The 20,107-nt window shown below is 74.6% G+C and carries 21 protein-coding genes; 6 read left to right on the top strand and 15 right to left on the bottom strand.

Translation table 11 applies throughout. The features are described from left to right. Nucleotides 1–39: 39 nt before the first annotated feature. Nucleotides 40–1,011 (bottom strand): SIS domain-containing protein, encoded by a 972-nt coding sequence (locus ABZ479_RS39455; RefSeq protein WP_500466076.1) that lies wholly within the window; start codon nucleotides 1,009–1,011, stop codon nucleotides 40–42. Between the two features lie 187 nt (nucleotides 1,012–1,198). Next, nucleotides 1,199–1,987 (bottom strand): DeoR/GlpR family DNA-binding transcription regulator, encoded by a 789-nt coding sequence (locus ABZ479_RS39450; protein WP_500466075.1) that lies wholly within the window; start codon nucleotides 1,985–1,987, stop codon nucleotides 1,199–1,201. 144 nt (nucleotides 1,988–2,131) lie between these two features. Here ABZ479_RS39450 and ABZ479_RS39445 point away from each other — a divergent pair, with 144 nt between their 5' ends. Further along, complete coding sequence (locus tag ABZ479_RS39445) at nucleotides 2,132–2,965, top strand: class II fructose-bisphosphate aldolase (RefSeq protein ID WP_500466074.1); 834 nt, start codon at nucleotides 2,132–2,134, stop codon at nucleotides 2,963–2,965. A gap of 42 nt (nucleotides 2,966–3,007) precedes the next feature. Here the strand turns inward: ABZ479_RS39445 and ABZ479_RS39440 are convergent, their stop codons facing one another. Beyond that, nucleotides 3,008–3,766: a site-specific integrase gene (locus ABZ479_RS39440; protein WP_500466073.1), complete on the bottom strand. Its 759-nt coding sequence runs from the start codon at nucleotides 3,764–3,766 to the stop codon at nucleotides 3,008–3,010. A 178-nt stretch (nucleotides 3,767–3,944) separates the two neighbouring features. On the opposite strand from ABZ479_RS39440, the gene ABZ479_RS39435 reads away from it, so the two are divergent. Beyond that, nucleotides 3,945–5,222, top strand: coding sequence for an MFS transporter (locus ABZ479_RS39435; RefSeq protein ID WP_500466072.1), 1,278 nt, complete (start codon nucleotides 3,945–3,947; stop codon nucleotides 5,220–5,222). Nucleotides 5,223–5,315: 93 nt separating this feature from the next. Here ABZ479_RS39435 and ABZ479_RS39430 read toward each other — a convergent pair whose 3' ends face one another. Continuing rightward, a complete protein-coding gene (locus tag ABZ479_RS39430) occupies nucleotides 5,316–6,029 on the bottom strand; it encodes an SDR family NAD(P)-dependent oxidoreductase (protein WP_500466071.1) in 714 nt (237 codons plus the stop codon). 123 nt (nucleotides 6,030–6,152) lie between these two features. Continuing rightward, the gene (locus tag ABZ479_RS39425) at nucleotides 6,153–7,067 is read right to left on the bottom strand and encodes a LysR family transcriptional regulator (RefSeq protein WP_500466070.1); all 915 of its coding nucleotides are present in this window, start codon (nucleotides 7,065–7,067) and stop codon (nucleotides 6,153–6,155) included. A 200-nt stretch (nucleotides 7,068–7,267) separates the two neighbouring features. Here ABZ479_RS39425 and ABZ479_RS39420 point away from each other — a divergent pair, with 200 nt between their 5' ends. Beyond that, nucleotides 7,268–7,888 (top strand): TetR/AcrR family transcriptional regulator, encoded by a 621-nt coding sequence (locus ABZ479_RS39420; RefSeq protein WP_500466069.1) that lies wholly within the window; start codon nucleotides 7,268–7,270, stop codon nucleotides 7,886–7,888. A 49-nt stretch (nucleotides 7,889–7,937) separates the two neighbouring features. Here the strand turns inward: ABZ479_RS39420 and ABZ479_RS39415 are convergent, their stop codons facing one another. The 8 genes from ABZ479_RS39415 to ABZ479_RS39380 form a co-directional block, all read right to left on the bottom strand. Further along, nucleotides 7,938–8,381, bottom strand: coding sequence for a VOC family protein (locus ABZ479_RS39415; protein ID WP_500466068.1), 444 nt, complete (start codon nucleotides 8,379–8,381; stop codon nucleotides 7,938–7,940). Nucleotides 8,382–8,516: 135 nt separating this feature from the next. Next, nucleotides 8,517–9,302, bottom strand: a complete 786-nt coding sequence (locus ABZ479_RS39410) for an alpha/beta fold hydrolase (RefSeq protein ID WP_500466067.1) — start codon at nucleotides 9,300–9,302, stop codon at nucleotides 8,517–8,519. A 189-nt stretch (nucleotides 9,303–9,491) separates the two neighbouring features. Next, complete coding sequence (locus ABZ479_RS39405; RefSeq protein WP_500466066.1) at nucleotides 9,492–10,043, bottom strand: dihydrofolate reductase family protein; 552 nt, start codon at nucleotides 10,041–10,043, stop codon at nucleotides 9,492–9,494. A 39-nt stretch (nucleotides 10,044–10,082) separates the two neighbouring features. Continuing rightward, complete coding sequence (kdpA, locus tag ABZ479_RS39400; RefSeq protein WP_500466065.1) at nucleotides 10,083–11,711, bottom strand: potassium-transporting ATPase subunit KdpA; 1,629 nt, start codon at nucleotides 11,709–11,711, stop codon at nucleotides 10,083–10,085. Next, nucleotides 11,708–12,550 carry a potassium-transporting ATPase subunit C gene (locus ABZ479_RS39395; RefSeq protein WP_500466064.1) on the bottom strand — a complete coding sequence of 281 codons (843 nt, stop codon included), beginning with the start codon at nucleotides 12,548–12,550 and terminating at the stop codon, nucleotides 11,708–11,710. The genes kdpA and ABZ479_RS39395 overlap by 4 nt, the downstream gene beginning before the upstream one ends. Nucleotides 12,551–12,552: 2 nt before the next feature. After that, entirely contained in the window at nucleotides 12,553–14,709 is a 2,157-nt protein-coding gene (kdpB, locus tag ABZ479_RS39390; protein WP_500466063.1) for a potassium-transporting ATPase subunit KdpB, read from the bottom strand. Between the two features lie 242 nt (nucleotides 14,710–14,951). Beyond that, nucleotides 14,952–16,289 (bottom strand): diaminopimelate decarboxylase, encoded by a 1,338-nt coding sequence (gene lysA / locus ABZ479_RS39385; RefSeq protein WP_500466062.1) that lies wholly within the window; start codon nucleotides 16,287–16,289, stop codon nucleotides 14,952–14,954. A gap of 13 nt (nucleotides 16,290–16,302) precedes the next feature. After that, a complete protein-coding gene (locus ABZ479_RS39380; protein ID WP_500466061.1) occupies nucleotides 16,303–16,713 on the bottom strand; it encodes an SAV_915 family protein in 411 nt (136 codons plus the stop codon). Between the two features lie 236 nt (nucleotides 16,714–16,949). On the opposite strand from ABZ479_RS39380, the gene ABZ479_RS39375 reads away from it, so the two are divergent. Further along, nucleotides 16,950–17,495 (top strand): universal stress protein, encoded by a 546-nt coding sequence (locus ABZ479_RS39375; RefSeq protein ID WP_500466060.1) that lies wholly within the window; start codon nucleotides 16,950–16,952, stop codon nucleotides 17,493–17,495. Between the two features lie 215 nt (nucleotides 17,496–17,710). On the opposite strand, the gene ABZ479_RS39370 is transcribed toward ABZ479_RS39375, so the two are convergent. Further along, nucleotides 17,711–18,118, bottom strand: a complete 408-nt coding sequence (locus tag ABZ479_RS39370; RefSeq protein WP_500466059.1) for a cupin domain-containing protein — start codon at nucleotides 18,116–18,118, stop codon at nucleotides 17,711–17,713. 226 nt (nucleotides 18,119–18,344) lie between these two features. Between ABZ479_RS39370 and ABZ479_RS39365 the strand changes: the two genes are divergently transcribed. Next, nucleotides 18,345–19,010, top strand: coding sequence for a DUF1707 SHOCT-like domain-containing protein (locus ABZ479_RS39365; RefSeq protein ID WP_500466058.1), 666 nt, complete (start codon nucleotides 18,345–18,347; stop codon nucleotides 19,008–19,010). Between the two features lie 101 nt (nucleotides 19,011–19,111). Then, the gene (locus tag ABZ479_RS39360; RefSeq protein ID WP_500466057.1) at nucleotides 19,112–19,339 is read left to right on the top strand and encodes a hypothetical protein; all 228 of its coding nucleotides are present in this window, start codon (nucleotides 19,112–19,114) and stop codon (nucleotides 19,337–19,339) included. 10 nt (nucleotides 19,340–19,349) lie between these two features. Here the strand turns inward: ABZ479_RS39360 and ABZ479_RS39355 are convergent, their stop codons facing one another. After that, nucleotides 19,350–19,901, bottom strand: a complete 552-nt coding sequence (locus ABZ479_RS39355; RefSeq protein ID WP_499609982.1) for a helix-turn-helix domain-containing protein — start codon at nucleotides 19,899–19,901, stop codon at nucleotides 19,350–19,352. Nucleotides 19,902–20,107: the final 206 nt, after the last annotated feature.

Genomic DNA, 20,107 nt, shown 5'->3' with positions numbered 1-20,107 from the left:
ATTCGCCTTCCGGCGTACGGGTGGCGTCCCGGCCCGTCCTCAGCCGCGGTCGTCGGCGAGGACCACCGAACGCGTGAGGTGCCGGGGGGCGTCCGGGTCGAGGCCGCGGGCCGCGCCGAGGGCGGCGGCCAGACGCTGGACGACGACCAGGTCGGCGAGCGGGTCGCGCCCCAGGGCCACCAGCCGGCCGCCGGTGCGCGCGATCTCCCCCTCCAGCCCCGCCGGGAGGTCCCCCGGGTCGCCGAACCACCACGCCACCCGGCCGGGCCCCGTGACGCTGATCGGGCCGTGCCGGTACTCCATGACCGGGTACGCCTCCGTCCAGGCGCCGGCCGCCTCCCGCATCTTGAGCGCCGCCTCCTGTGCGACGCCGTAGGCCCAGCCGCGGCCGAGGAAGGTGAACTGCTCGGTCTCCAGCAGCCCGTCCGGCAGCGGCGCGGCGAGCGCGGCCTCCGCCTGGGCGGGCAGCCCGGCGAGTTCCTCCCCCAGCAGGGCGCGCAGCAGGACGAGTTCGGTGGTGGCGAAGCGGGTCTGGACGACCGAGGTCTCGTCCGCGAAGTCCAGCACCACCGCCGCGTCGGCCAGTTCCATCACGGGAGTGGCGGGATCGGCCGTGACGGCCACCGTCGGAACGGTGCCGCGCAGCCGGGCCAGCACCCCCAGCACCTCGGTCGTCGTGCCGGAGCGGGTGAGGGCGACGACCCGGTCGTAGGCCCGGCCGGCCGGCATCTCCGATGCGGCGAAGGCGTCCGTCTCCCCCTGGCCCGCGCTCTCGCGCAGCACCGCGTAGGCGTGCGCCATGAACCACGAGGTGCCGCAGCCCACGACCGCGACCCGCTCGCCGGGCCGGGGCATCGCGGCCCGCCAGGGCGCCTCCGCGTCGCCCGCGAGGGCGATGGCGCGGCGCCAGCAGTCCGGCTGGGCCGCCGTCTCGGTCTCGGTCCTGCTCGGGTTCGCATCCTGTGTCCGGCTCTGGCTCTGGCTCCGGGTCTGGCTCTGGCTCTGGCTCATCGATGGACTCCCCTCCCCGGCCGGTGGCCTGCCCTTGACACCGAGCACGTCCGGTCGAGCATCATGTGTGAAGTTGCTCGACTCTAGCAATTTCCCTGCAGAAAATTGCATGCTGCTTCATGAAGTGGGCGGGACGGCGGAAGGGGGGAGGTGGCCCGTGCGGCGGTCGTCGCGACGGCAGGCCCGGTCAGGCGCGGACGACCTCCACGCCGGCCGCCGCGAAGGGCTCGACGAGCGCGGCCGGCGCACTCCCGTCCGTCACCAGGACGTCGACCTCCTCCACCGGGCAGATCCGGGCGAAGGCCCGCCGCCCCAGCTTGGACGCGTCGGCGACCACCACCACCCGCTCGGCGCGCCGTGCGAGCGCCCGGTTGACGCTGGCCTCTCCCTCGTCCCGGGCCGCCGCGCCATGGGTGACGTCGAGGGCGTCCACGCCGAGGAACACCACGTCGAGGGTGAGCTGCGCGAGCAGTTCCGCGGCCAGCGGCCCGGTCAGCTCGTACGAGGCCGGGCGGACGACACCGCCGGTCACCACCAGCTTCACGTGCCGCCGGACGGCCAGTTCCCCCGCGATGTTGAGCGCGTTGGTGACGACCGTGAGCGCGGTCTCGGCGCCGCTGTCGGCGAGGTCGGCGCGTGCGGCGAGGGCCCGGGCGACCTCCGTGGTCGTGGTGCCGCCATTGAGCCCCACCACCGCGCCCGGCTTCACCAGGGCCGCGGCCGCCCGGGCGATGCGCTCCTTCTCCGGGGCGTTGCGGGCGGCCTTGTACCGCAGCGGCAGGTCGTAGGCGATCGCGTTGATCACCGCGCCGCCGTGGGTGCGGGTGACCATGTTCTGCCGGGCCAGTTCGTCCAGGTCGCGCCGGATCGTCGCGGCGGAGACCGCCAGTTCGGCGGCGGCGGGCTCGACCTCGACGCTCCCGTCCCGGGTCAGCATCTCCAGCAGCGCGCTCCATCGGGCCTGTGGTCCGGCCATCTCCTCGTCCCCTGTCCTCAGGTGGGCCGGCCCGGCCCGGCGCCCGCGTGTGGTCACGCACCCTCACGCGTGTTTCTGCGGCTTTTCCAGGCCGAACCGTCACGTTCACGCATCATCATCCCATCCTCGAGAGGTCGCCACGTCATGCCGCTGGTCCCCACCGCCGAACTCGTCCGCGCGGCCTACGCCGACGGGTGCGGGATCGGTGCCTTCAACGTGATCACCCTGGAGCACGCGGAGGCGGTGGTCGCCGGCGCGGAGGCCGCCGGGCGGCCCGCGGTCTGCCAGATCAGCGAGAACGCCGTCCGCTTCCACGGCGGTGCGCTCGCCCCGATCGCCCGCGCGACGGCCGCGGTCGCCGAGTCCGCCGCGGTCCCCGTGGGCCTCCACCTCGACCACGTCACCGACGAGGAACTGCTGCGCCGCGCCGCGGACTGCGGGTTCGGCTCCGTGATGTACGACGGCTCGGCCCTCCCCCACGACCGCAACGTCGCCGCCACCCGCGCCGCCGCGGACCGGGCCCACGACCGCGGTCTGTGGCTGGAGGCCGAACTCGGCGAGATAGGCGGCAAGGACGGCGTGCACGCCCCGGGCGCCCGTACCGACCCCGCCGAGGCCGCCGCCTTTGTGGCCGCCACCGGGATCGACGCCCTCGCCGTGGCGGTCGGCAGCTCCCACGCCATGACGACCCGTACCGCACGTCTCGACCACGATCTGATCGCCCGTCTGCGCGGGGCGGTGCCCGTGCCCCTGGTCCTGCACGGCTCCACCGGGGTACCCGACGAGGAGCTGCGCCGCGCCGTCGCCGGGGGCATGGTCAAGATCAACATCGGCACGGCGCTGAACATCGCCTTCACCGGCGCGGTACGCGACTTCCTCGCGGCGGACTCCGCCACCGTCGACCCGCGCCGCTACCTCACCTCCGCGCGCACGCGCATGGCCGCGGCCGTGGAGAGCGCCCTGCGCGTCCTCGGCTGATCCCCGGTCGCGGGGCGCGGGCCCGGTCGGCACGGGGCCCGGTCAGCGCCGGCCCGCCGCCTGGAGCCGCCTCAGCGTCCAACCGCGCCCACCCGGGTCGAGCGGGCGCGTCGCGGCGGTGAACAGCTCCGCCGCGCGCCGGTAGGACAGCCGTCCGCGGCCGGTGCGGAACAGCGGTCCGTCGACGCGCCCCAGCACGAGCAGCGGCAGCAGCCGGGCCGAGCCGTCCCCCCAGCGCAGCGGCTCCCCCACGCGCTCGCGGGTGCGACGGCCGGGCAGGACGAGGTCGTCGACGTCGAGCGCCAGGAGCCGTTCGATGGGCGCCCCCGTCTCGTGGAGCAGGTGCCAGAAGGCCTGCTCGCGCAGTGGTGCCGTCAGCCGCAGGACCTCGCGCACCTGCTCGGCGCCGAGGCCGGCCTCGGCGCGGCGCGGCTTCGGCACGGGCAGCGCCCGCAAGCCCTCCGTGGGGTCCGCGGACAGCCAGCCCGCCGCGCGCCACCACGCCACGGCGCTGCACAGGACGGACAGTTCGCGGTTGGCGGTACGGGCGCCGACCGCCGCGGACCGTGCCGCGAAGGCGTCCCGGAGCCGCCCCGCGGTGCCCGGTGCGTCGAGCAGGGCCAGCGGGACCGCCGGGGGTTCGGCGTTGCGGCGGCCGCCGCCGACCGGCGGGGGACGGTCGACGAGTCCCCAGGCCCAGGTGGCCAGCGCGATCCGGTAGACCCGCCGCGATCCCTCGCCGAGCCCGGAAGCGGCCAGGAAACGGTCGACGGCCACGGCGTACTCCACCGGCTGGGTCATACGCGTCCGCCCCTCCCCCGTCGATCCTCCGCTGCGGCCGAGCAACGCCCCGCCGCGATCGACCGCAGTAAATCACTCTCCACCCTGAACCGCAGCCATCATAAGTTGATTCGACCCGACTCAATAATTTCCGCCACGGGCCTGGCGTGTCGCCGACCGCCCCCTGCACGCTGCGCCCATGGCACTCCCCCACCTCCCCGCGGTCCTGCGCGAACGCGACTTCCGTCGCTTCTTCATCGGCTACGCCACCTCGCTGTTCGGATCGTCGATGGCGTCCGTCGCACTGGCCTTCGCGGTCCTGGAGACCGGCGGCGGTGGCACCGAACTCGGCCTGGTCCTGGCGGCCCGGATCCTGCCCCTGGTGCTGGTGCTGCTCGCCGGCGGCGTCCTGACCGACCGCTGGGGCAGCCGGCGGGTGATGCTCGCCGCCGACGTCACGCGCTGCCTCACCCAGGCGGGCCTCGCCCTCGCCCTGCTGGGCGGCGCACCGCACATGGCGACGCTGATCGGGCTGGTCGTCGTCTGGGGCGCCGCCGAGGCCCTGTTCACCCCGGCGCTCGACGCGCTCGTCCCGCGCCTCGTACGGGGGGACGCGCTCGCCGACGGCAACGCACTGCTGGGCGTGGCCCGGTCGGCGGCCTCGATCGCGGGACCGGCGCTCGCCGGCGTCCTCACGGCGGTCGCGGGCGCCTCCGCGGTCCTCGCCGTGGACGCCCTCAGCTACGGGGTGAGCGTCGTCGCGCTGCTCCTGTTGCCGCGGACCGTCCGGGCCGGTGGGCCCGCCGCGTCCTTCGTGGCGGAACTGCGCGAGGGCTGGACGGAGTTCCGCTCGCGGACCTGGCTGTGGGTCACCTCGGTCCACGTCTGCCTGTTCAACCTCCTGGTGTGGGCGCCGTTCCTGGTCCTCGGACCGCTCGTCGCCCAGCGGGAACTCGGCGGCCCGGGCTCCTGGGGCCTGATCATGGCCCTGTACGGGGCGGGCGCGGTGGCCGGCGGCACGGCGATGCTGGGGCGCCGGCCGCGCCGCCCGCTGTTCGTGGGCACGGCCGCCACCCTCGGCTGGGCGATGCCGTCGGCCGCCCTCGCCGCCGGGCTGCCGCTGCCGTGGATCTGCGCCGCCGCACTGGCGGCCGGTGTCGGCTCGGCCGTGTGCGGCACCCTCTTCGCGACGGTCACCCAGGCGCAGGTGCCGCCGGGCGCCCTCGCCCGGGTCAGCGCGTACGGCGCCTTCGGGGCCTTCGCGCTCGGGCCGGTGGGGCTGGCCGCTGCCGGTCCGGTGTCGGTCCTGTTCGGCGTCGCGGGGGTGCTGGGCTTCGGCGCGGTCTGGCAACTCGCGGCGGTGGCCGTGGTCCTGGCGCTTCCCGCCGTACGCTCCGCGCTGCCGCAACCGGAGACGGCGGCGGCCCCGGCCTCCGGCGGGAACCGGGACGCGAGCAGTCCCTCCCCCACGACGTGAAGCGCGCGGCGCGCCGGGCGAGGCCGCGGGCCGCGTGCGTCGCGGCGGCCCCGCACCCCGCCCGGCACGCGGCAGGTGACGGGGCGTCGGGCGTCAGCGGCCCGCGGACTGGCCGCCGTCGACCGGGAGCACCACACCGGTGACGAACGGCGCCCTCTCGAGGTAGAGGACGGCCTCCACGATGTCGTCGATCTCCCCCATGCGCCCCACCGGGTGCAGCCCGGCGAGCGCGTCGTGGCTCTCCACCGGGTGCATCGGGGTCTTGATCGTCCCCAGCGCCACCGCGTTCGCCCGGATGCCCCGGGTGGCGTACTCGGTCGCCAGCGCCTTCGTCGCGGACTGCAGACCGCCCTTCGTCAGCGACGCCAGCACCGACGTCACCTTCACGTCCGGCTGGTCCCCCAGGCTGCTGGAGATCTGGACGACGTGTCCCCCGCCCTGCTCCAGCATCCTCTCGACCGCCCGTTGCGTGACGCGGAAGAACCCGTCCAGGTTCACCCTGAGCACCGCCCGGTAGTCGTCCTCGGTGTACTCGGTGAACGGCTTCGCGACGAAGATGCCCGCGTTGTTGACCAGCGTGTCCACCCGGCCGAAGCGCTCCACCGCCGTCGCGATCACCCGCTCGGCCGTCTCCCGTTCGGCGATGTCGCCCCGGACGGTCACCACTTCCGGGTCCGCGGACGCGCCGATGTTCCGCGAGGTGGCCACCACCGCGTACCCCAGCTTGCGGTACCCCTCGACCAGGCCGGCACCGATGCCCTGCGAGGCACCCGTGACGACGGCGACCCTCTGACCCTGAACGCTCATGGCCTGCTCCCGGTGGACTGCGGTGGGTGGACTTCACCGGCGGGACGGCCGACGGGTCAGCCGCGGCCCTGACGGCCGGACGACCGGACGACCGGACGACAATTCCGGCGGATCGCAGGAAATCTACCGCTTGTAGGGGTCCCCGTCGGGGAGCCAGGCGTCCGGACGGTGGATGCCGAGGTCGCCCACGCCCCCGGTGAGGGCGTCCACCACCGCCAGCACGGTCTCGCGGACCTCGTCGGCCCGCCAGACCAGCGACCAGGTCCAGTACACCTCGGGGGCGACCACCGGGCGCTTGACCAGGTCGGGCGGCAACGGACTGGTCTGGCCCTTGGGGCTGTTGAGGACGGGACCGCGGATGCGGCGGACGTGGTCGAAGAACCCGCTGCCGGTGACACCGCCGTCGGAGATCCGGACGGCGCGCGCCCCGCTGTCGGCGGCGAGCCGCTCCGCGTAGAGGTTCCACGACAGCCAGGAGGTGGTGTCGTCGTCGAGGAGGAGGACGGTGTCCTCGGCGCGGACGGCGCCGGTGTCGTCGCCGGTGGAGACCGCGTACAGGCGGTCCGCCCCCAGGAGCCGGGACCGCAGTCCGTGCCGCTCCAGGTCCTCGGTCCGCACCCAGGTGACGGCGAGGTCCAGGCCGCCGTCGCCGACCCGGGCGGCCTGGGTGTGCGAGGGCGCGATCCACGCGTCGACGTGCAGCCGGGCCACCGCCGACGCGCGGGCCGCCAGGTCGGCGGGGAGCCAGTTGACGTAGCCGAGCCGCACCGCCTCCGAGCCGCCCAGTTGCTTCGCCCGCCGCCGCACGTCGTCGGCGCGCTCCAGCAGCGCCCTGACGTGCGGGAGCAGCGCCGAGCCGGCGGGCGTGAGCGACACCGAGCGGCGGTCGCGGTCGAAGAGCCGGACCCCCAGATCGCGTTCGAGCGCCTTGATCTGCTGGGACAGGGAAGGCCCGGCGATCAGGAGCCGTTCGGCCGCCCTCCCGAAGTTCAGTTCCTCGGCGACGGCGACGAAGTACCGAAGTTGACGCAGCTCCACGCCGCCATGCTAGGGCCTGGCCGGGCGGATCTCCGCACCGCCGGGCCACTCGGAGGCTCCGCCTCCCAGGAGGGAGGAAACGGGTCCTGGCCGGCGGACCGCCCCCGGACCCACCCTGGGGACCGGTCGGGGCTCCCGGCCCGGAAGCGGCGGAGCGAGCCGGTCGACCAACTATAGTCGATCGGTCGTATACTGTTGCCATGGGACGCACGAGTGATGCCAGGGAGAAGATCATCACTGCCGCGCAGACGCTCATCGAGCAGCGCGGCTACTCGGCCCTGGGGGTGGCCGAGATCTGCAAGGCGGCCGGGGTGCCCAAGGGCAGTTTCTACTATTTCTTCGAGTCCAAGGAAGCCCTCGCGCTGACCGTCATCGACGAGCACTGGGCGGCGCAGAAGCGCGAGTGGACCCGCATCCTGGGCGCCGACGCGGCCCCCCTGGAGCGGCTGCGCCGGCTCTTCGAGGCGACCGAGGAGGTCCAGCACGCGGGCCAGGAGTCCTGCGGCACGGTGTCGGGGTGCATGTTCGGCAACCTGACGCTGGAGATGAGCAACCAGACGGAGTCCATCCGCCGGCGGCTGCAGGAGATCTTCGACACGCAGGTCGGCATGATCGACGAGCTTATCGGCGAGGCCCGTGAGCGGGGCGAGGTCACCGTCGCGGACACGCACGCGGCGGCGGTGTCGGTCGTCGCCCAGCTCGAGGGGCAGGTGCTGTTCGCCAAGCTCTACAACGACACCGGCCGCCTCAGCCCGCTCTGGACGAACTGCCTCGCCATCCTCGGCGTGCCCGCGCAAGCCGAGGCCGTGGCCGCTTCCTGACGGCCGCCGCACCGCGGGCGCGGGGCCCGCGGTGCGGCGCCCCGGGGGGTCAGCGGCCCGGCAGCCGTTCGGTGATCTCCTGGAGCACCCACTCGTTGCCGTCGGGGTCGGCGAACGAGGCGAAGGAGCAGTAACTGCGCCGCTGCGCGTCGGGGCCCGGCACGCGTCCTTCCGTCCCGGCGCGGTGGAACACCCCTCCGGCGTCGTGGAACACCTCGCTGACCTCGACCCCCCGGCCCACCAGCTCCTCCCGGGCGGCCACGACGTCCTCCACGACCAGGTGCAGGCCGCGGGCCGAGCCCGGCTCGGTGCCGCTGACCCCGGTGCCGAAGATGACCGCGCAGGGCGAGCCGGGCGGGGTCACCTGGACGACACGGAAGTCGTCGCCGGTGGTGACGTCCGCGTCGAGGCGCCAGCCGAGACCCACGTAGAAGTCCTCGGCCCGGTCCACGTCGGCGACGGGCACCACCACGACCTCGAGTTTCATGTCCACAGGGGTTGCTCCTTTCACTGACCCCGTCCGGCGCGCGGGCACCCCGGACGCCACGGTCCGCGGGATCCGTACCCCCGCGCCACCGCGGGCGGACGCCGCGGACGGCACCGCCACCGCGTTGGCGGTGCGGGCGCCTCAGCGCGCGAGGAAGGGGAGCAGCGCCGCGGTCACGTCGGCGGGCGCCTCCAGGGCGACGAGGTGGGCCGCGGCCGGGAACTCGACCAGGGTGGCGCCGGGGATCGTCGCGGCGTAGCGGCGGGCGATGTCCCGGAAGTCCGGCAGGTCCAGGAGGCCGACACCGACCAGGGCCGGCACGGAGAGGCCGGCGACGTCGCCGTCCGCGCGGCCGCGGGAGTGCGCCTCCACCGTGCCCTGGTGAATCAGCGCGGTCCGCATCGGCCCGCGCACCCGGTCGGCCACCCCGGCGGGCACCTCGTCACGTCCTCGGGCCGGGCCGTACAGCAGCGTCTCCAGGTTGACGCGGACGGCGGCGTCCAGGTCACCCGCGGCGAGCGCCTCGGTCTCGGCCGCGTCGTAGGCGACCATCCGCGGCGACCAGTCGTACCCCGGCCACGGCGGGGCGAACACCGCCAGGGAGCGGACGCGCGCGGGATGGGTGAGCGCGAAGTCGATCGCCACGCGGCCGCCGAAGGAGGCGCCGACCACGTGGGCCCGCTCGTGGCCGAAGTGGTCCAGGACCCGGCGCAGGTCGTCGTGCTCGCTGAACGGCGCCGCGGGTGGCGGGGACTGGCCGAAGCCGCGCATGTCGTAACGGATGACGGTGTGTTGTTCGGCGAGGCCTGGCACGACACCGTCCCACATCCGGTGGTCGGCGACGCCGGCGTGCACGAGGACGACGGGCGGGCCGTCACCGGTCACCGTGCAGGCGAGGCGGCCGAGTTCGTCGGCGAGGGTCAGCATCCGCCGATGCTCGCACGACGCCGTGGCCGGACGCCCGCGAATTCCGCGCGTGCGGCCCCTGCCGCGCGGGGCACACCCTGCGCTCACCACGGGAACGTCGTGGGGAGGGGCACCCGCACGTCCGGCGCGTCCGCCGTGTCCGCGACGCCGGAGCGCGCCACTGGCCCCGGTGCCCGGCCTGCGCCGTCCTCAGCGCGTCGTGTAGGTGAGGTAGGCGAACTGGCCGACCTGCTCGACGCCGGTCAGCCGCAACCGGGCCGCGGTCAGCCGCCTCGGCAGCAGCGGCGCGCCGGCGCCGAGGGTGACCGGAGCGACGCCCAGGACCAGGTCGTCCAGCAGTCCGTGGTCGGCGAAGGAGCCGACGAGTTCGCCGCCGCCCACGAGCCAGATGTCCCTGCCCCCGGCCGCGACGGTCATCGCGTCGTGGACGGGGCGGACGTCGTCGCGCACGAAGGTGACGTCCCCGCCGGGGACGGCGGGCAGCTCCCGGTGGGTGAAGACCCAGGCGGGGGTGGTGCCGTAGTACTCCGCCCACTTCCCGGGCCGCTCCAGGAGCCGGTCGTGCTCCAGGATCCACTCGTACGTGGTGGCGCCCATGGCGAACGCCCCGACACCGGCGAAGAAGGCGGTGAACCGCGCGAATCCCTCCCCCTCGACCTCGAAGAGCCAGTCGAGGGAGTTGTCCGCGTCCGCGATGAAGCCGTCGAGACTGGTCGCGGTGAAGTACCGGGTCCTCGTCATCCCCTCAGCCTGGCAGACGGGGACGACCGGCCGCCGGCACTACAGCAGTCCTTCCGCGACGGGCCCCAGGGACAGGGCGGGCAGGAAGTTCAGCAGGGCCAGGATCAGGGCGGCGCCGACGGTGAGGACGAGGAAGTTGACGCCGTGCGGGCGCAGGGTGCCGACCGTGACCGCGCCCGCCCGCTGCCGTGCGAGGCGGCCCGCGAGGGCGAGGACGAACACCATGGGGACGTAGCGGCCCACCAGCATGACCACGACCATCAGCAGGTTGTGCAGGTCGGTGGCGCCGTTGAAGCCGGCCATCGCGCTGCCGTTGCTCGCCGCGTTGCTGGTGTACGCGTAGATGAGCTCGGTCAGGCCGTGCGGTCCCGGGTTGCCCATCGAGGAGCGTCCCCCGGGCAGGGCCACGGCGATCGCCGACGACACCAGGATGACGGCGGGCGCCACGAGCGCGTACAGCGCGACGAGCCGCATCTCACCGACGCCGATGCGCTTGCGCAGGTACTCGGGGGTACGGCCGGCCATCAGCCCGCCGACGAAGACGGCGACGAGGATCACCATCAGGAGGCCGTACAGGCCGCTCCCGGTGCCGCCGGGGGCGATCTCGCCGAGCATCATCCCGGCCAGGAGCACGCCGCCGCCGAGGCTGGAGAAGCTGTCGTACGAGGCGTTGGCCGCACCGTCCGCCGACGCGGTCGCCGACACGCCGAACAGGGTGCTCGCCGGGACGCCGAAGCGGGTCTCGGTGCCCTCGGTCTGGCCGCCCACGGCGGCGCTGACGGTGCCGGTGTGGGCGCTCTGGGCCAGGTTGCCGGCGGCGAGCAGCAGGCCGAAGAGGATGCCGGCCACCGCGAGGAGGGTCCAGCTCTGCTTGAGGCTGCCGACGAGCCGGCCGTAGGTGCGGATCAGGGCGGTCGGCACGAGCAGCATGAGCACGATCTCGAGCGTGTTGCTCCAGGCCGAGGGATTCTCCAGGGGGTGGGCGCTGTTGGCGTTGAAGACCCCGCCGCCGTCGCCCGACATCAGCTTGATCGACTCCCAGGAGCCCACGGGGCCGGCGAGCTGGTCGCTGCCCGAGAGGTGCTGCGGGACGCCGAGGGCGATCAGCAGGAGGCCGGAGACGACCGCGAGGGGCAGGAAGACGCGGAGGACGCCGCGGACGAGGTCGACCCAGAAGTTGCCGAGCCGGTCGGTACTGCGCCGGACCAGACCGCGGACGAGGGCGAGCGCGACGCAGATGCCCACCGCCCCGGACGCGAAGGCCTGGGTGCCCAGACCCGCCATGACGGCGAGGTGGCCGGTGGTGGACTCACCCGCGTAGTTCTGCCAGCTGGTGTTCGTGGTGAAGCTGACGGCGGTGTGCAGGGCGAGCCGCCACGGCATGCCGCCGCGGCCCAGCGACCACGGCAGCCGGTCCTGCAGCGAGAACAGGGCGAACAGCGCGGCGATGCTCACGGCCGAGAAGGCCAGCAGCGCGAACAGGTAGTGCCGCCAGTCCTGTTCCTTGTCGGGGTCGACGCCGCACATGCGGTACAGGGCGCGTTCGGGCGCCAGGTGGCGGCCGCCCTCGAGGGCGCGTGCCATGTAGTCGCCGAGGGGGACGTGGAGACCGGCCACGACGGCGATGACGAGGGATGCCTGGATCCAGCCGTACATGTCTGCTCTCACGCTCCGGGCATGGGGTCGGTGCGGTCCAGGGCGGCGTTGAGCCCGACGACGTCGACGGCGGGCCCGCCGAGCACGCCGAGGGCACGGCCCGTGGTGTACCGCGCGATCAACGCGCGCACGGCGTCCTCGCCGATCCCCCGCTCACGGGCGACCCGGGGTGCCTGGATCCCGGCGTACGCGGGGCTGATGTCGGGGTCGAGACCGCTGCCGCTCGCGGTGACCGCGTCGGCAGGGACCTCGGGCCGGGCCGGGGCGTCGCCGCGCACGGGGGTGACGACGGCCCGGGAGTAGTCGGCGCCGGGTTCGGCGCAGCGGACCTCCAGGTGCTCGTAGGCCGTGAGGAACGGCCGGGCGGGGCAGGGCTGGTTGAGGCTGACGACGCCGGTCGCACGACCGGTGGTGCCGCCCTCGCGGAGGACGCCGAGCACGGCTCCCACACCGTCGGGGGTGCAGTAGGGGCGGGCGCCGTCGACGTGCTCGCGTTCTCCGACCTCCTTGCTGCGGGCGCACACCTGGCTGAGCAGGCTGGTCCTGTCCGGGGTGTCGACGACGCTCTCGGCGCCCTGGTTGCCGGCGCCGGAGGCCGCCGTGTCGTAGCCGTCACCCGCGTTGGAGGGGCGCGACTGGAAGTAGCCCGGCAGGGCGGCCCCCTTCGCGTCGGTGTAGGACCTGCCGATGAGGGAGTCGCGTGCGGAGGCGTCCCGCAGGCCCGGCAGCTGGGCGAGCAGGGTCATGCCCAGGGGGTAGGCCAGTCCCACGAGGAGGGTGAGGGCGAGCACCACGCGGACGGCCGCGAGTTGGTGCGCCGCCCAGCGGGGCGGCGTGAAGGTGCGAGGCATGGTCAGATCCCGGGGACCAGGCGGACGAGGGTGAGGTCGATGATCTTGATCGCGAGGAACGGCACGACCGCCCCGCCGAGGCCGTACACCCACAGCGTGCGGGTGCGCGACGAGGCGGCGCGGCCCCGCCGGTGGCGGACGCCACGGAGGGCGAGCGGGATCAGCGCGGCGATGACGACGGCGTTGAAGACGACGGCCGAGAGGACCGCCGAGCCCGGCGAGTGCAGCCGCATGAAGTCGACGGAGTGGAGCGACGGGTAGAGCCCGCCGAAGACCGCCGGGATGATCGCCAGGTACTTGGCGATGTCGCCGGCGATCGAGAAGGTCGTCAACGCGCCACGGGTGAGCAGAAGTTGCCTGCCCATCTCGACGATCTCCACGATCTTCGTGGGGTCGGAGTCGAGGTCGACCATGTTCCCCGCGTCCTTCGCGGCCGAGGTGCCCGCGTTCATGGCGACGCCCACGTCCGCCCGGGCCAGCGCCGGGGCGTCGTCGGTGCCGTCGCCCGTCATGGCGACACGGTGACCGACGGCCTGTTCGTGCCTGATCAGGGCGAGTCTGTCCGCCGGGGTCGCCTCGGCGAGGAAGTCGTCCACGCCCGCCTCCTCGGCGATGGCGCGGGCGGTCACCGGGTTGTCGCCGGTGACCATGACGGTGCGGACGCCCATCCGCCGCATGGCCTCGAAGCGTTCGCGCAGCCCGGGCCTGACGACGTCCTCGAGGTGGATGACGCCCAGGACGCGGGCCGGGCCGCCGCCGGCCGGGGATTCCGCGACCGCGAGAGGCGTCCCTCCGGCCGACGACACCCGCTCGACGTACACGTCCAGTCCGGCGGGTACGGTGCCGCCGCGTTCACGCACCCAGGCGGCGAGGGCGGCGGACGCGCCCTTGCGCAGCTGCCTGCCTCCGGGGAGGTCGACCCCGGACATGCGGGTGGTGGCGCTGAAGGGCACCCACTTCGCGTCGGGCAGGTCGATCTCGTCGGCCTTGTGGTGGGAGAGCGCGTAGTGCTCACGGGCGTGGGCGACGACCGCACGCCCCTCGGGGGTGTCGTCGGCGAGGCTCGTCAGGAGCGCGGACTGGGCGAACCACTCGGGTTCGACGCCGCCCAGCGGCAGGAATGCGCCGGTCCTGCGGACGCCTTGGGTGATCGTGCCGCTCTTGTCGAGCAGGAGGGTGTCGACGTCCCCGGCGGTCTCCACGGCCCGGCCGGAGGCCGCCAGGACGTTGCGCCGCACCAGGCGGTCCGTTCCGGCGATGCCGATCGCCGACAGCAGGGCGCCGATCGTCGTCGGGACGAGGCAGATCAGCAGCGCGACCAGGACGATCCCTGTGACGCCGTCGGCGGTCCCCGAGGCGTCCCCGGCACCGGCGCCCGGGCCGGCGGAGAAGACCGCCATGGGCCGCAGGATCACCACGGCGGCCAGGAAGACGACGGTCAGCACCATGAGCACCAGGTTGAGCGCGACCTCATGCGGCGTCTTGTGCCGGTCGGCGCCCTCGACCAGGGCGATCATGCGGTCCAGGAAGCTCTCCCCCGACTGCCGGGTGATGCGCACGACGATGCGGTCGGACAGCACCTTTGTGCCGCCCGTGACCGCCGAACGGTCGCCGCCCGCTTCACGGATGACCGGTGCGGACTCACCGGTGACGGCGGACTCGTCGACGGCGGCGACGCCTTCGACGACATCGCCGTCACCAGGGATCGTCTCCCCCGCCCCGACGACCACGGTGTCGCCACGGCGCAGGGCGATGGCGTGGACGACCTTCTCGCCGTCCTTCGTCAGCCGGCGGGCCGTGGTGATCGTGCGGGACCGGCGCAAGGCGTCGGCCTGGGCCCTGCCGCGGCTCTCGGCGACGGCCTCGGCGAGGTTCCCGAGGAGGACGGTGAGCCAGAGCCAGGCCGTGGTGAACCACCCGACGACGGTGGGGTGGACGAGGGCGAGCCCGGTGGTCAGCGCGGCGCCGGTCCCGGTGACGAACATGACCGGGTTGCGGACCAGCGTGACGGGGTTGAGCTTGCGCAGGGCCTCCGGGAGGGCGAGGCGCAGCTGTCCGGGCGCGAGCGGGCCGCCGCCGGGGGCGTTCTCGTGCGCGGCCCCGCCGGGAAGGGCGGGGTTCCCACGGTCCGGCCTGACGGGCGCGGGCGCGGTGGTCATCGGACGCCCTCCGCGACGCTCATGCGGACGGTGTGCTCCACACTCACCGGACTTCTCTCTTCTCGTGCGTCGGGCCCGGGGATCGGGACCCGTGGTTCGGGGGCGGTCGTGCGGGACCCCTGGTCGGGGGCCGGCGGACCGGAACGGCCGTGGCGCACCTCCGGGCAGGGGGACGCGGGGACATCACCTGCCCGGAGGGCGTTCAGGGGCGTCGGGCGACGCGGCGGGCTCGCGGGTCCCGCTCAGAGGCCGATGTCGCGGACGCGGAAGTCGGCGAGCGATTCACGGCGGACCAGCAGCCGCGCCCGGCCCTCGTGGACGGCGACGACCGGCGGACGGCCGACGAGGTTGTACGTGGACGCCATCGACAGGTGGTAGGCACCCGCGACCGGCACCGCCAGCAGGTCCCCGGGCCGGACGTCGGCGGGCAGCGGCACCGCGGAGGCGAGGATGTCCCCGGCCTCGCAGTGGCGGCCGACCACGGTCACCAGGACCGGCTCCTCGGTGGAGTGACGGCCGATCAGCCGCGGTGAGTAGCGCACCCCGTACAGCGCGGGCCGGGGGTTGTCGCTCATGCCCCCGTCGACGGCGACGAAGGTCTGGCCGCCGGTGCGCTTGACCGACAGCACGTGGTACAGCGCGACACCGGCGGGGCCCACGATCGCACGGCCCGGCTCCACCGTCAGCCGCGGCACCGGCAGCCCGGCGGCCGCGCAGCCCTCGGCCAGTTCGGACCGTATCCGCGCGGACAGCGTCGTCAGGTCCATCGCCGCCTCGCCGGGGCGGTAGGCGACCGCGTGGCCGCCGCCCAGGTCGAGTTCCGGCAGCGTGACACCGTGCTGCCTGCGCACGGCGGCCAGCAGGCCGACCAGCCGGCGCACGGCCGACAGGTACGGCTTGACGCTGCTGATCTGCGAGCCCAGGTGGCAGTGGAGGCCGACCAGTTCCAGCCGGGGCTGGTCCAGCACGCGGGCGATGGCGTGCTGCGCCGACCCGTCGGCCAGGGACAGCCCGAACTTCTGGTCGTCGGTGCCGGTGCGCACCGCGTTGTGGTGACCGGCGGCGATGCCCGGCACGATGCGCAGCAGCACCTTCTGCCGGTCCCCCGGCGGGACGTGGGCGGCCAGCCGGGCGATCTCGCCGGTGCTGTCGATCACGATCCGGCCGACGCCCAGGCGCAGCGCCGTGGCCAGGTCCTCCGGGCTCTTGGCGTTGCCGTGCAGGAGGATCCGCTCCGGCGGGAAGCCGGTGACGACGGCGAGTTCGAGCTCCCCGGCCGAGCAGACGTCGAGGCCGAGGCCCTCCTCGTCCACCCAGTGGGCCATGGCGCGGCACATGAAGGCCTTGGCGGCGTACAGGACGTCGCCGTCGGGGAAGGCCGCGCGGTAGGCGCGGCAGCGGTCCCGTACCTCGCCCTCGTCCAGGACGTAGGCCGGGGTGCCGAAACGTTCGGCTACCTCGGTCAGGGCGACCCCGCCCACGGTGACCTCACCGTGGGCGGCGGAGGAGGCGGACGCGGGCCACACCGACAGGTCGGCGTCGGGGTACGCGGTCTCCAAGTGCTCGGTGACGGCAGTCATGACGGCGCTCCTTTCAGCCGATCCACAGGGCCAGGGCATCGACCAGCGCGACCGCGCCGGTGACCCTGAGGACCCCGAGGGTCTGGGGGTCGAGACGGCGGCCGGTCTCGTCCGGTGCGTCCGACACGGCGGGTGCGGCGAGCTGTGGGTCCACGGTGAGTGCCGTGACGCCGAGCGGGCGGGCCATCGACCGCAGCGCGAACTCCGAGAGGGTGATCCACTGCTGGTCGGGGCCGAGCGTCTCCGCGAGACGCTCCGGGGTGGTGAAGCCGACGGCCGTACGGCCGCCCAGGGGCGTGCGGAACATGCGCGCGACGCATCCCACGGGTCCCGGCCGGACGGGGACGTACAACGTCTCCCGGTGTCGTCCGGCCGGGGACGGATCCGAAGGTTCCGGGTCGTCCCCGTACATGAGCTCTGTCATGGCTTCCTCCTGGTGAGGCACCTGCTGTGGTTCCTGGGGCGCCCCGGACGCAGCCGGCGGTCCGGGACGCATCAGGGACGCTATGCCCGGGGTCAGGGGGGTGAGGGCGGTCCCTGACGCGACGTTGACGGCGAGCGGGCGAACGTTAACGGCGCGGGTCGCCGGGGTGGGGCGGGCGGCGTCAGGATCGCGACAAAGGCCTCCGGTGCGGGCGTTCCCGGGCGTTTCATGGAGGCATGAACGAGGTCCGCGAAGAGTGCGTCGTGGTGGGCGTCAGCGGCTCCCCCGGGAGCGTGGCGGCCTTGCGCCGGGCCGCCGCGGAGGCCCGGCGCCGGGAGTGCGTGCTGACCGTGGTGACGGCCTGGGAGGCGGCGTGGGACACCGCTTCCGGGACGCGGAGCAGGTGGCCGCCGCTGCAGCCGGAGCCGGACCGGTGGCGCCGCCCGGCCCGGCGCAGGCTCCTCATGGCGCTCGACGCCGCCTTCGACGGCGACCTGCCGCTCGACCCGCCGCTGCGCCCGGTCCTCGCGCTGGGGCGCCCGGGACCGGCCCTCGTGGAGGTGGCCGCCGAGGGGGCGGGGCTGCTGGTGGTCGGCACCGGTTCGCTCGGTCCCTGGCGGCGGCTCTTCGCGCCGTCCGTCGCGGCCCACTGCTTCGCGCACGCCCGCTGCCCGGTCCTCGCCGTGCCCTCCGAGCCGCCGGGCGTGCCGCCGGCCCGCGGCCGATCGGGCGGCCGCCGCTTCGGCCCCAGGTGGAGCCCGCGCGGCTTCGTGACGCCGTGAGCCCGCGCCCGGCCGGTCGGTGTCCTGTGCGGCGGACAGCTCGCGCGGCCCCGGTCTCCGCCGCTTCCGGCGGGCTCCGCCCGGGTGGGGCGGAGCCGGGGCCCGGGGCACGCGTAAGGCTCCGGGCGGAAGGAACGCCGAGAAGGATCGGCCCATCTGCCCGGAGCCCCGCGGCCTGGCGCGCGGCCCGCCGCCGACGGTTCAGCGGCAGGACCTCACGAGGTGACGCGCAGGTGGCGTCGTTCGGCCAGTTCCTCCTCGCCGACCACGGTCAGCACCGGGCTGCCGGGCGGTGCGAACATGACCACCACCAGCTGGGACTGCGCGTCGGTGAGGTTGTTGGCGCCCTGGTAGTGGATCACGTCGCCGCCGGGCTCGAAGAGGGCGTCACCGGCCTTGAGCACCCGGGGCGCCTGACCCTCCAGCTCGAAGAGGATCTCGCCCTGCGTCACGTAGCCGAAGACCGGCCCGGGGTGCCGGTGCGGCGGAGCACCGGCGTCACCGGGCGGCAGGGTGACCCGGATGGTCCTCGCCTCCGCGCCCGCCGGGATCCGCCCCGCCGCCTCCGGCAGGCTCCCGACCAGTTCGACACCGGGGGGCAGGTGTGCGTGCTCAGCGCTCATGTGTTCCTCCAAACAGGGACTGTCCGAGGAAGGACAGGACGGCCGCGGCTTCTGTGACATCCCCCGCGCGGCAATCCCGCCCGGCCGCGCGGGTGTTCCCGCTCCCGGCGGCCGCCCCGCGCCGGGAACGGGCGCGGGCTTGGCGTGCACCCCAAACGCGATATAGCGTTAGTTCGCGAAGATGTATCGCGTCTTGCGGAACCACCGACCTGAACGGGGTGAGGACATGCCGGGAGAGATCCGGCCCACGGGTGCGCCGTCCCCTACGGACACGCCCCTCGCGCCGCCCCCGTTGCGGGCCTCGCACGCGGACCGGGACCGGGTGGTGGACGTCCTGACCGTGGCCGCGGGCGACGGGCGGCTGTCGGCCGCCGAGCTGGACGAACGCCTGGAAGCCGCGCTGTCGGCCCGCACGCTCGACGAACTGGCCCCGCTCACCGCCGACCTGCCGGCGGCCGCGCGGACGCCGGGCACGGCCGCGGAGGACGTCAAGGACGTGGTCCGGGTCGACAACCGCGGCGGCTCGTTCCGCCGTGTCGACCGGTGGGTCGTGCCGCGGCGCATGGAGGTCCGCTCGGAATGGGGCGAGGTGGTGCTCGACTTCACCCACGCCGTGATCACGCAGGACACCCTCCGCATCGACATGGACGTCCGCGGCAGCTCCCTGGTGCTCGTCACCCGGCCCGGCATCGTGGTCGACACCGACGGACTGGCCGTCGAATTCGGCACGGTGGACGTCCGGCCCGCGGCCGGCCCGGCCGCACCCGTGGCACTGCGCGTGGAACTGGCGGGCGAGCTGGAGTTCGGGAAGGTACGGGCGCGTCCGCCGCGGCGGACCTTCCTGCGGTGGCTGTTCCGCCGCCCGGCCGCGCTTCCGGCGCTCACCGGCTGACCGACCCGGCGCGCGCGCCGTGGCGCGCGGTCCCCGCGCGGCCGCCCCCGGGTCGTCCGACTCGTCCCGCGGGCCGACGGGAGTCGCGATACTGACCCGCGATGAGCCTCCGCATCGCGCCCCCGCGCTTCCGCACGCCCTACGGCGCACCCTCCAGTGATCCGTCGCGGGAGGTCTACGTCCCGCCCGCGGAGGCGGGGGGCGGCGGGCTCGGCGAACTGCTCGTGTCGGCGCAGGGCGTGGTGGTCTGTGTCGTCGCCGCCCTGCTGCTCGTCTTCCTGGTGACCGACCGCCGTTCCCCCAGACGCCGCGCCCGTCACCGCCGTTGACGCGGCCGGTTCAGGCGGCGCCGTCCGGCTCCCGGGGCCCCTCGGCGGGGAAGAGGATCGGGCTGACGAGGTGCCGCATCCGCCCGGGCGCCGGTCCGTTGGCCAGCCGGGGCAGCAGGACCCGCCGCAGGTCGGCGATGAGTCCGGCACGCTCGTCCTCGCTCAGCCAGAGCGCGTGCTGGCGGTAGCCGACGAGGTCGGCCGCCGGGTCGGCGCCCTCGCGGTCGAGGTAGGCGTCGAACTCCGCCATCAGCGCCGCCATGGCGACGGCGAAGACCCTCCGGTGGTCCTCCCGCGAGACCGACGCCGCCGTCTCCGCGTCGACCACGACCCGTTCCCGGCGCAGGCGGTAGTGGCGCTCGACGGCTCCGCGCACCCTCTGTTCGTCCTCGACCTCGAGCACTCCCGCGTCCGAGAGCAGACCGACGTGGCGGTAGACGGTGGCCTTGGAGACGTCCGGCAGGAGGCCGCACAACTGTGACGTGGTGAGGGTCCGGTTCCCCGACATGGCGTGCACGATGCGCAGCCGCACGGGGTGCAGCAGGAGGTCGACCGTGTCCATGGACACACGATCTCATGTCGGATACCTTTCTCAAAGTTGAGAACGTATGGGAGGGGACCGGAGATGACCCGTCAGCAGTCTCGCCGCGCCGACGCCGCCGTCGTGGGGGGGGGGGCCCCCCCGGGGGGGCGCCACACCGCACGGGGGGGGCCCGGCCACAGACCCCCCCCGCCCCCGCCCCCCCCCACCCCGAGCGGCGCAGGCGC

The organism is Streptomyces sp. NPDC005722 (assembly GCF_040630935.1).
GTDB lineage: Bacteria > Actinomycetota > Actinomycetes > Streptomycetales > Streptomycetaceae > Actinacidiphila.
Note: the sequence above shows the minus strand (reverse complement) of the source record. Positions and strands in the feature narration are given on the sequence as shown.

Excerpts from the sequence above, each read along its gene's own strand:
- ABZ479_RS39370 (WP_500466059.1), bottom strand. The coding sequence starts at position 18,118 with ATGAGCGCTGAGCACGCACACCTGCCCCCCGGTGTCGAACTGGTCGGG.
- ABZ479_RS39420 (WP_500466069.1), top strand. The coding sequence starts at position 7,268 with ATGGGACGCACGAGTGATGCCAGGGAGAAGATCATCACTGCCGCGCAG.
- ABZ479_RS39445 (WP_500466074.1), top strand. The coding sequence starts at position 2,132 with ATGCCGCTGGTCCCCACCGCCGAACTCGTCCGCGCGGCCTACGCCGAC.
- ABZ479_RS39440 (WP_500466073.1), bottom strand. The coding sequence starts at position 3,766 with ATGACCCAGCCGGTGGAGTACGCCGTGGCCGTCGACCGTTTCCTGGCC.
- ABZ479_RS39380 (WP_500466061.1), bottom strand. The coding sequence starts at position 16,713 with ATGACAGAGCTCATGTACGGGGACGACCCGGAACCTTCGGATCCGTCC.
- ABZ479_RS39435 (WP_500466072.1), top strand. The coding sequence starts at position 3,945 with ATGGCACTCCCCCACCTCCCCGCGGTCCTGCGCGAACGCGACTTCCGT.
- ABZ479_RS39455 (WP_500466076.1), bottom strand. The coding sequence starts at position 1,011 with ATGAGCCAGAGCCAGAGCCAGACCCGGAGCCAGAGCCAGAGCCGGACA.
- ABZ479_RS39430 (WP_500466071.1), bottom strand. The coding sequence starts at position 6,029 with ATGAGCGTTCAGGGTCAGAGGGTCGCCGTCGTCACGGGTGCCTCGCAG.
- ABZ479_RS39410 (WP_500466067.1), bottom strand. The coding sequence starts at position 9,302 with ATGCTGACCCTCGCCGACGAACTCGGCCGCCTCGCCTGCACGGTGACC.
- ABZ479_RS39450 (WP_500466075.1), bottom strand. The coding sequence starts at position 1,987 with ATGGCCGGACCACAGGCCCGATGGAGCGCGCTGCTGGAGATGCTGACC.
- ABZ479_RS39405 (WP_500466066.1), bottom strand. The coding sequence starts at position 10,043 with ATGACGAGGACCCGGTACTTCACCGCGACCAGTCTCGACGGCTTCATC.
- ABZ479_RS39360 (WP_500466057.1), top strand. The coding sequence starts at position 19,112 with ATGAGCCTCCGCATCGCGCCCCCGCGCTTCCGCACGCCCTACGGCGCA.
- ABZ479_RS39395 (WP_500466064.1), bottom strand. The coding sequence starts at position 12,550 with ATGCCTCGCACCTTCACGCCGCCCCGCTGGGCGGCGCACCAACTCGCG.
- ABZ479_RS39355 (WP_499609982.1), bottom strand. The coding sequence starts at position 19,901 with ATGGACACGGTCGACCTCCTGCTGCACCCCGTGCGGCTGCGCATCGTG.
- ABZ479_RS39365 (WP_500466058.1), top strand. The coding sequence starts at position 18,345 with ATGCCGGGAGAGATCCGGCCCACGGGTGCGCCGTCCCCTACGGACACG.
- kdpB (WP_500466063.1), bottom strand. The coding sequence starts at position 14,709 with ATGACCACCGCGCCCGCGCCCGTCAGGCCGGACCGTGGGAACCCCGCC.
- ABZ479_RS39375 (WP_500466060.1), top strand. The coding sequence starts at position 16,950 with ATGAACGAGGTCCGCGAAGAGTGCGTCGTGGTGGGCGTCAGCGGCTCC.
- lysA (WP_500466062.1), bottom strand. The coding sequence starts at position 16,289 with ATGACTGCCGTCACCGAGCACTTGGAGACCGCGTACCCCGACGCCGAC.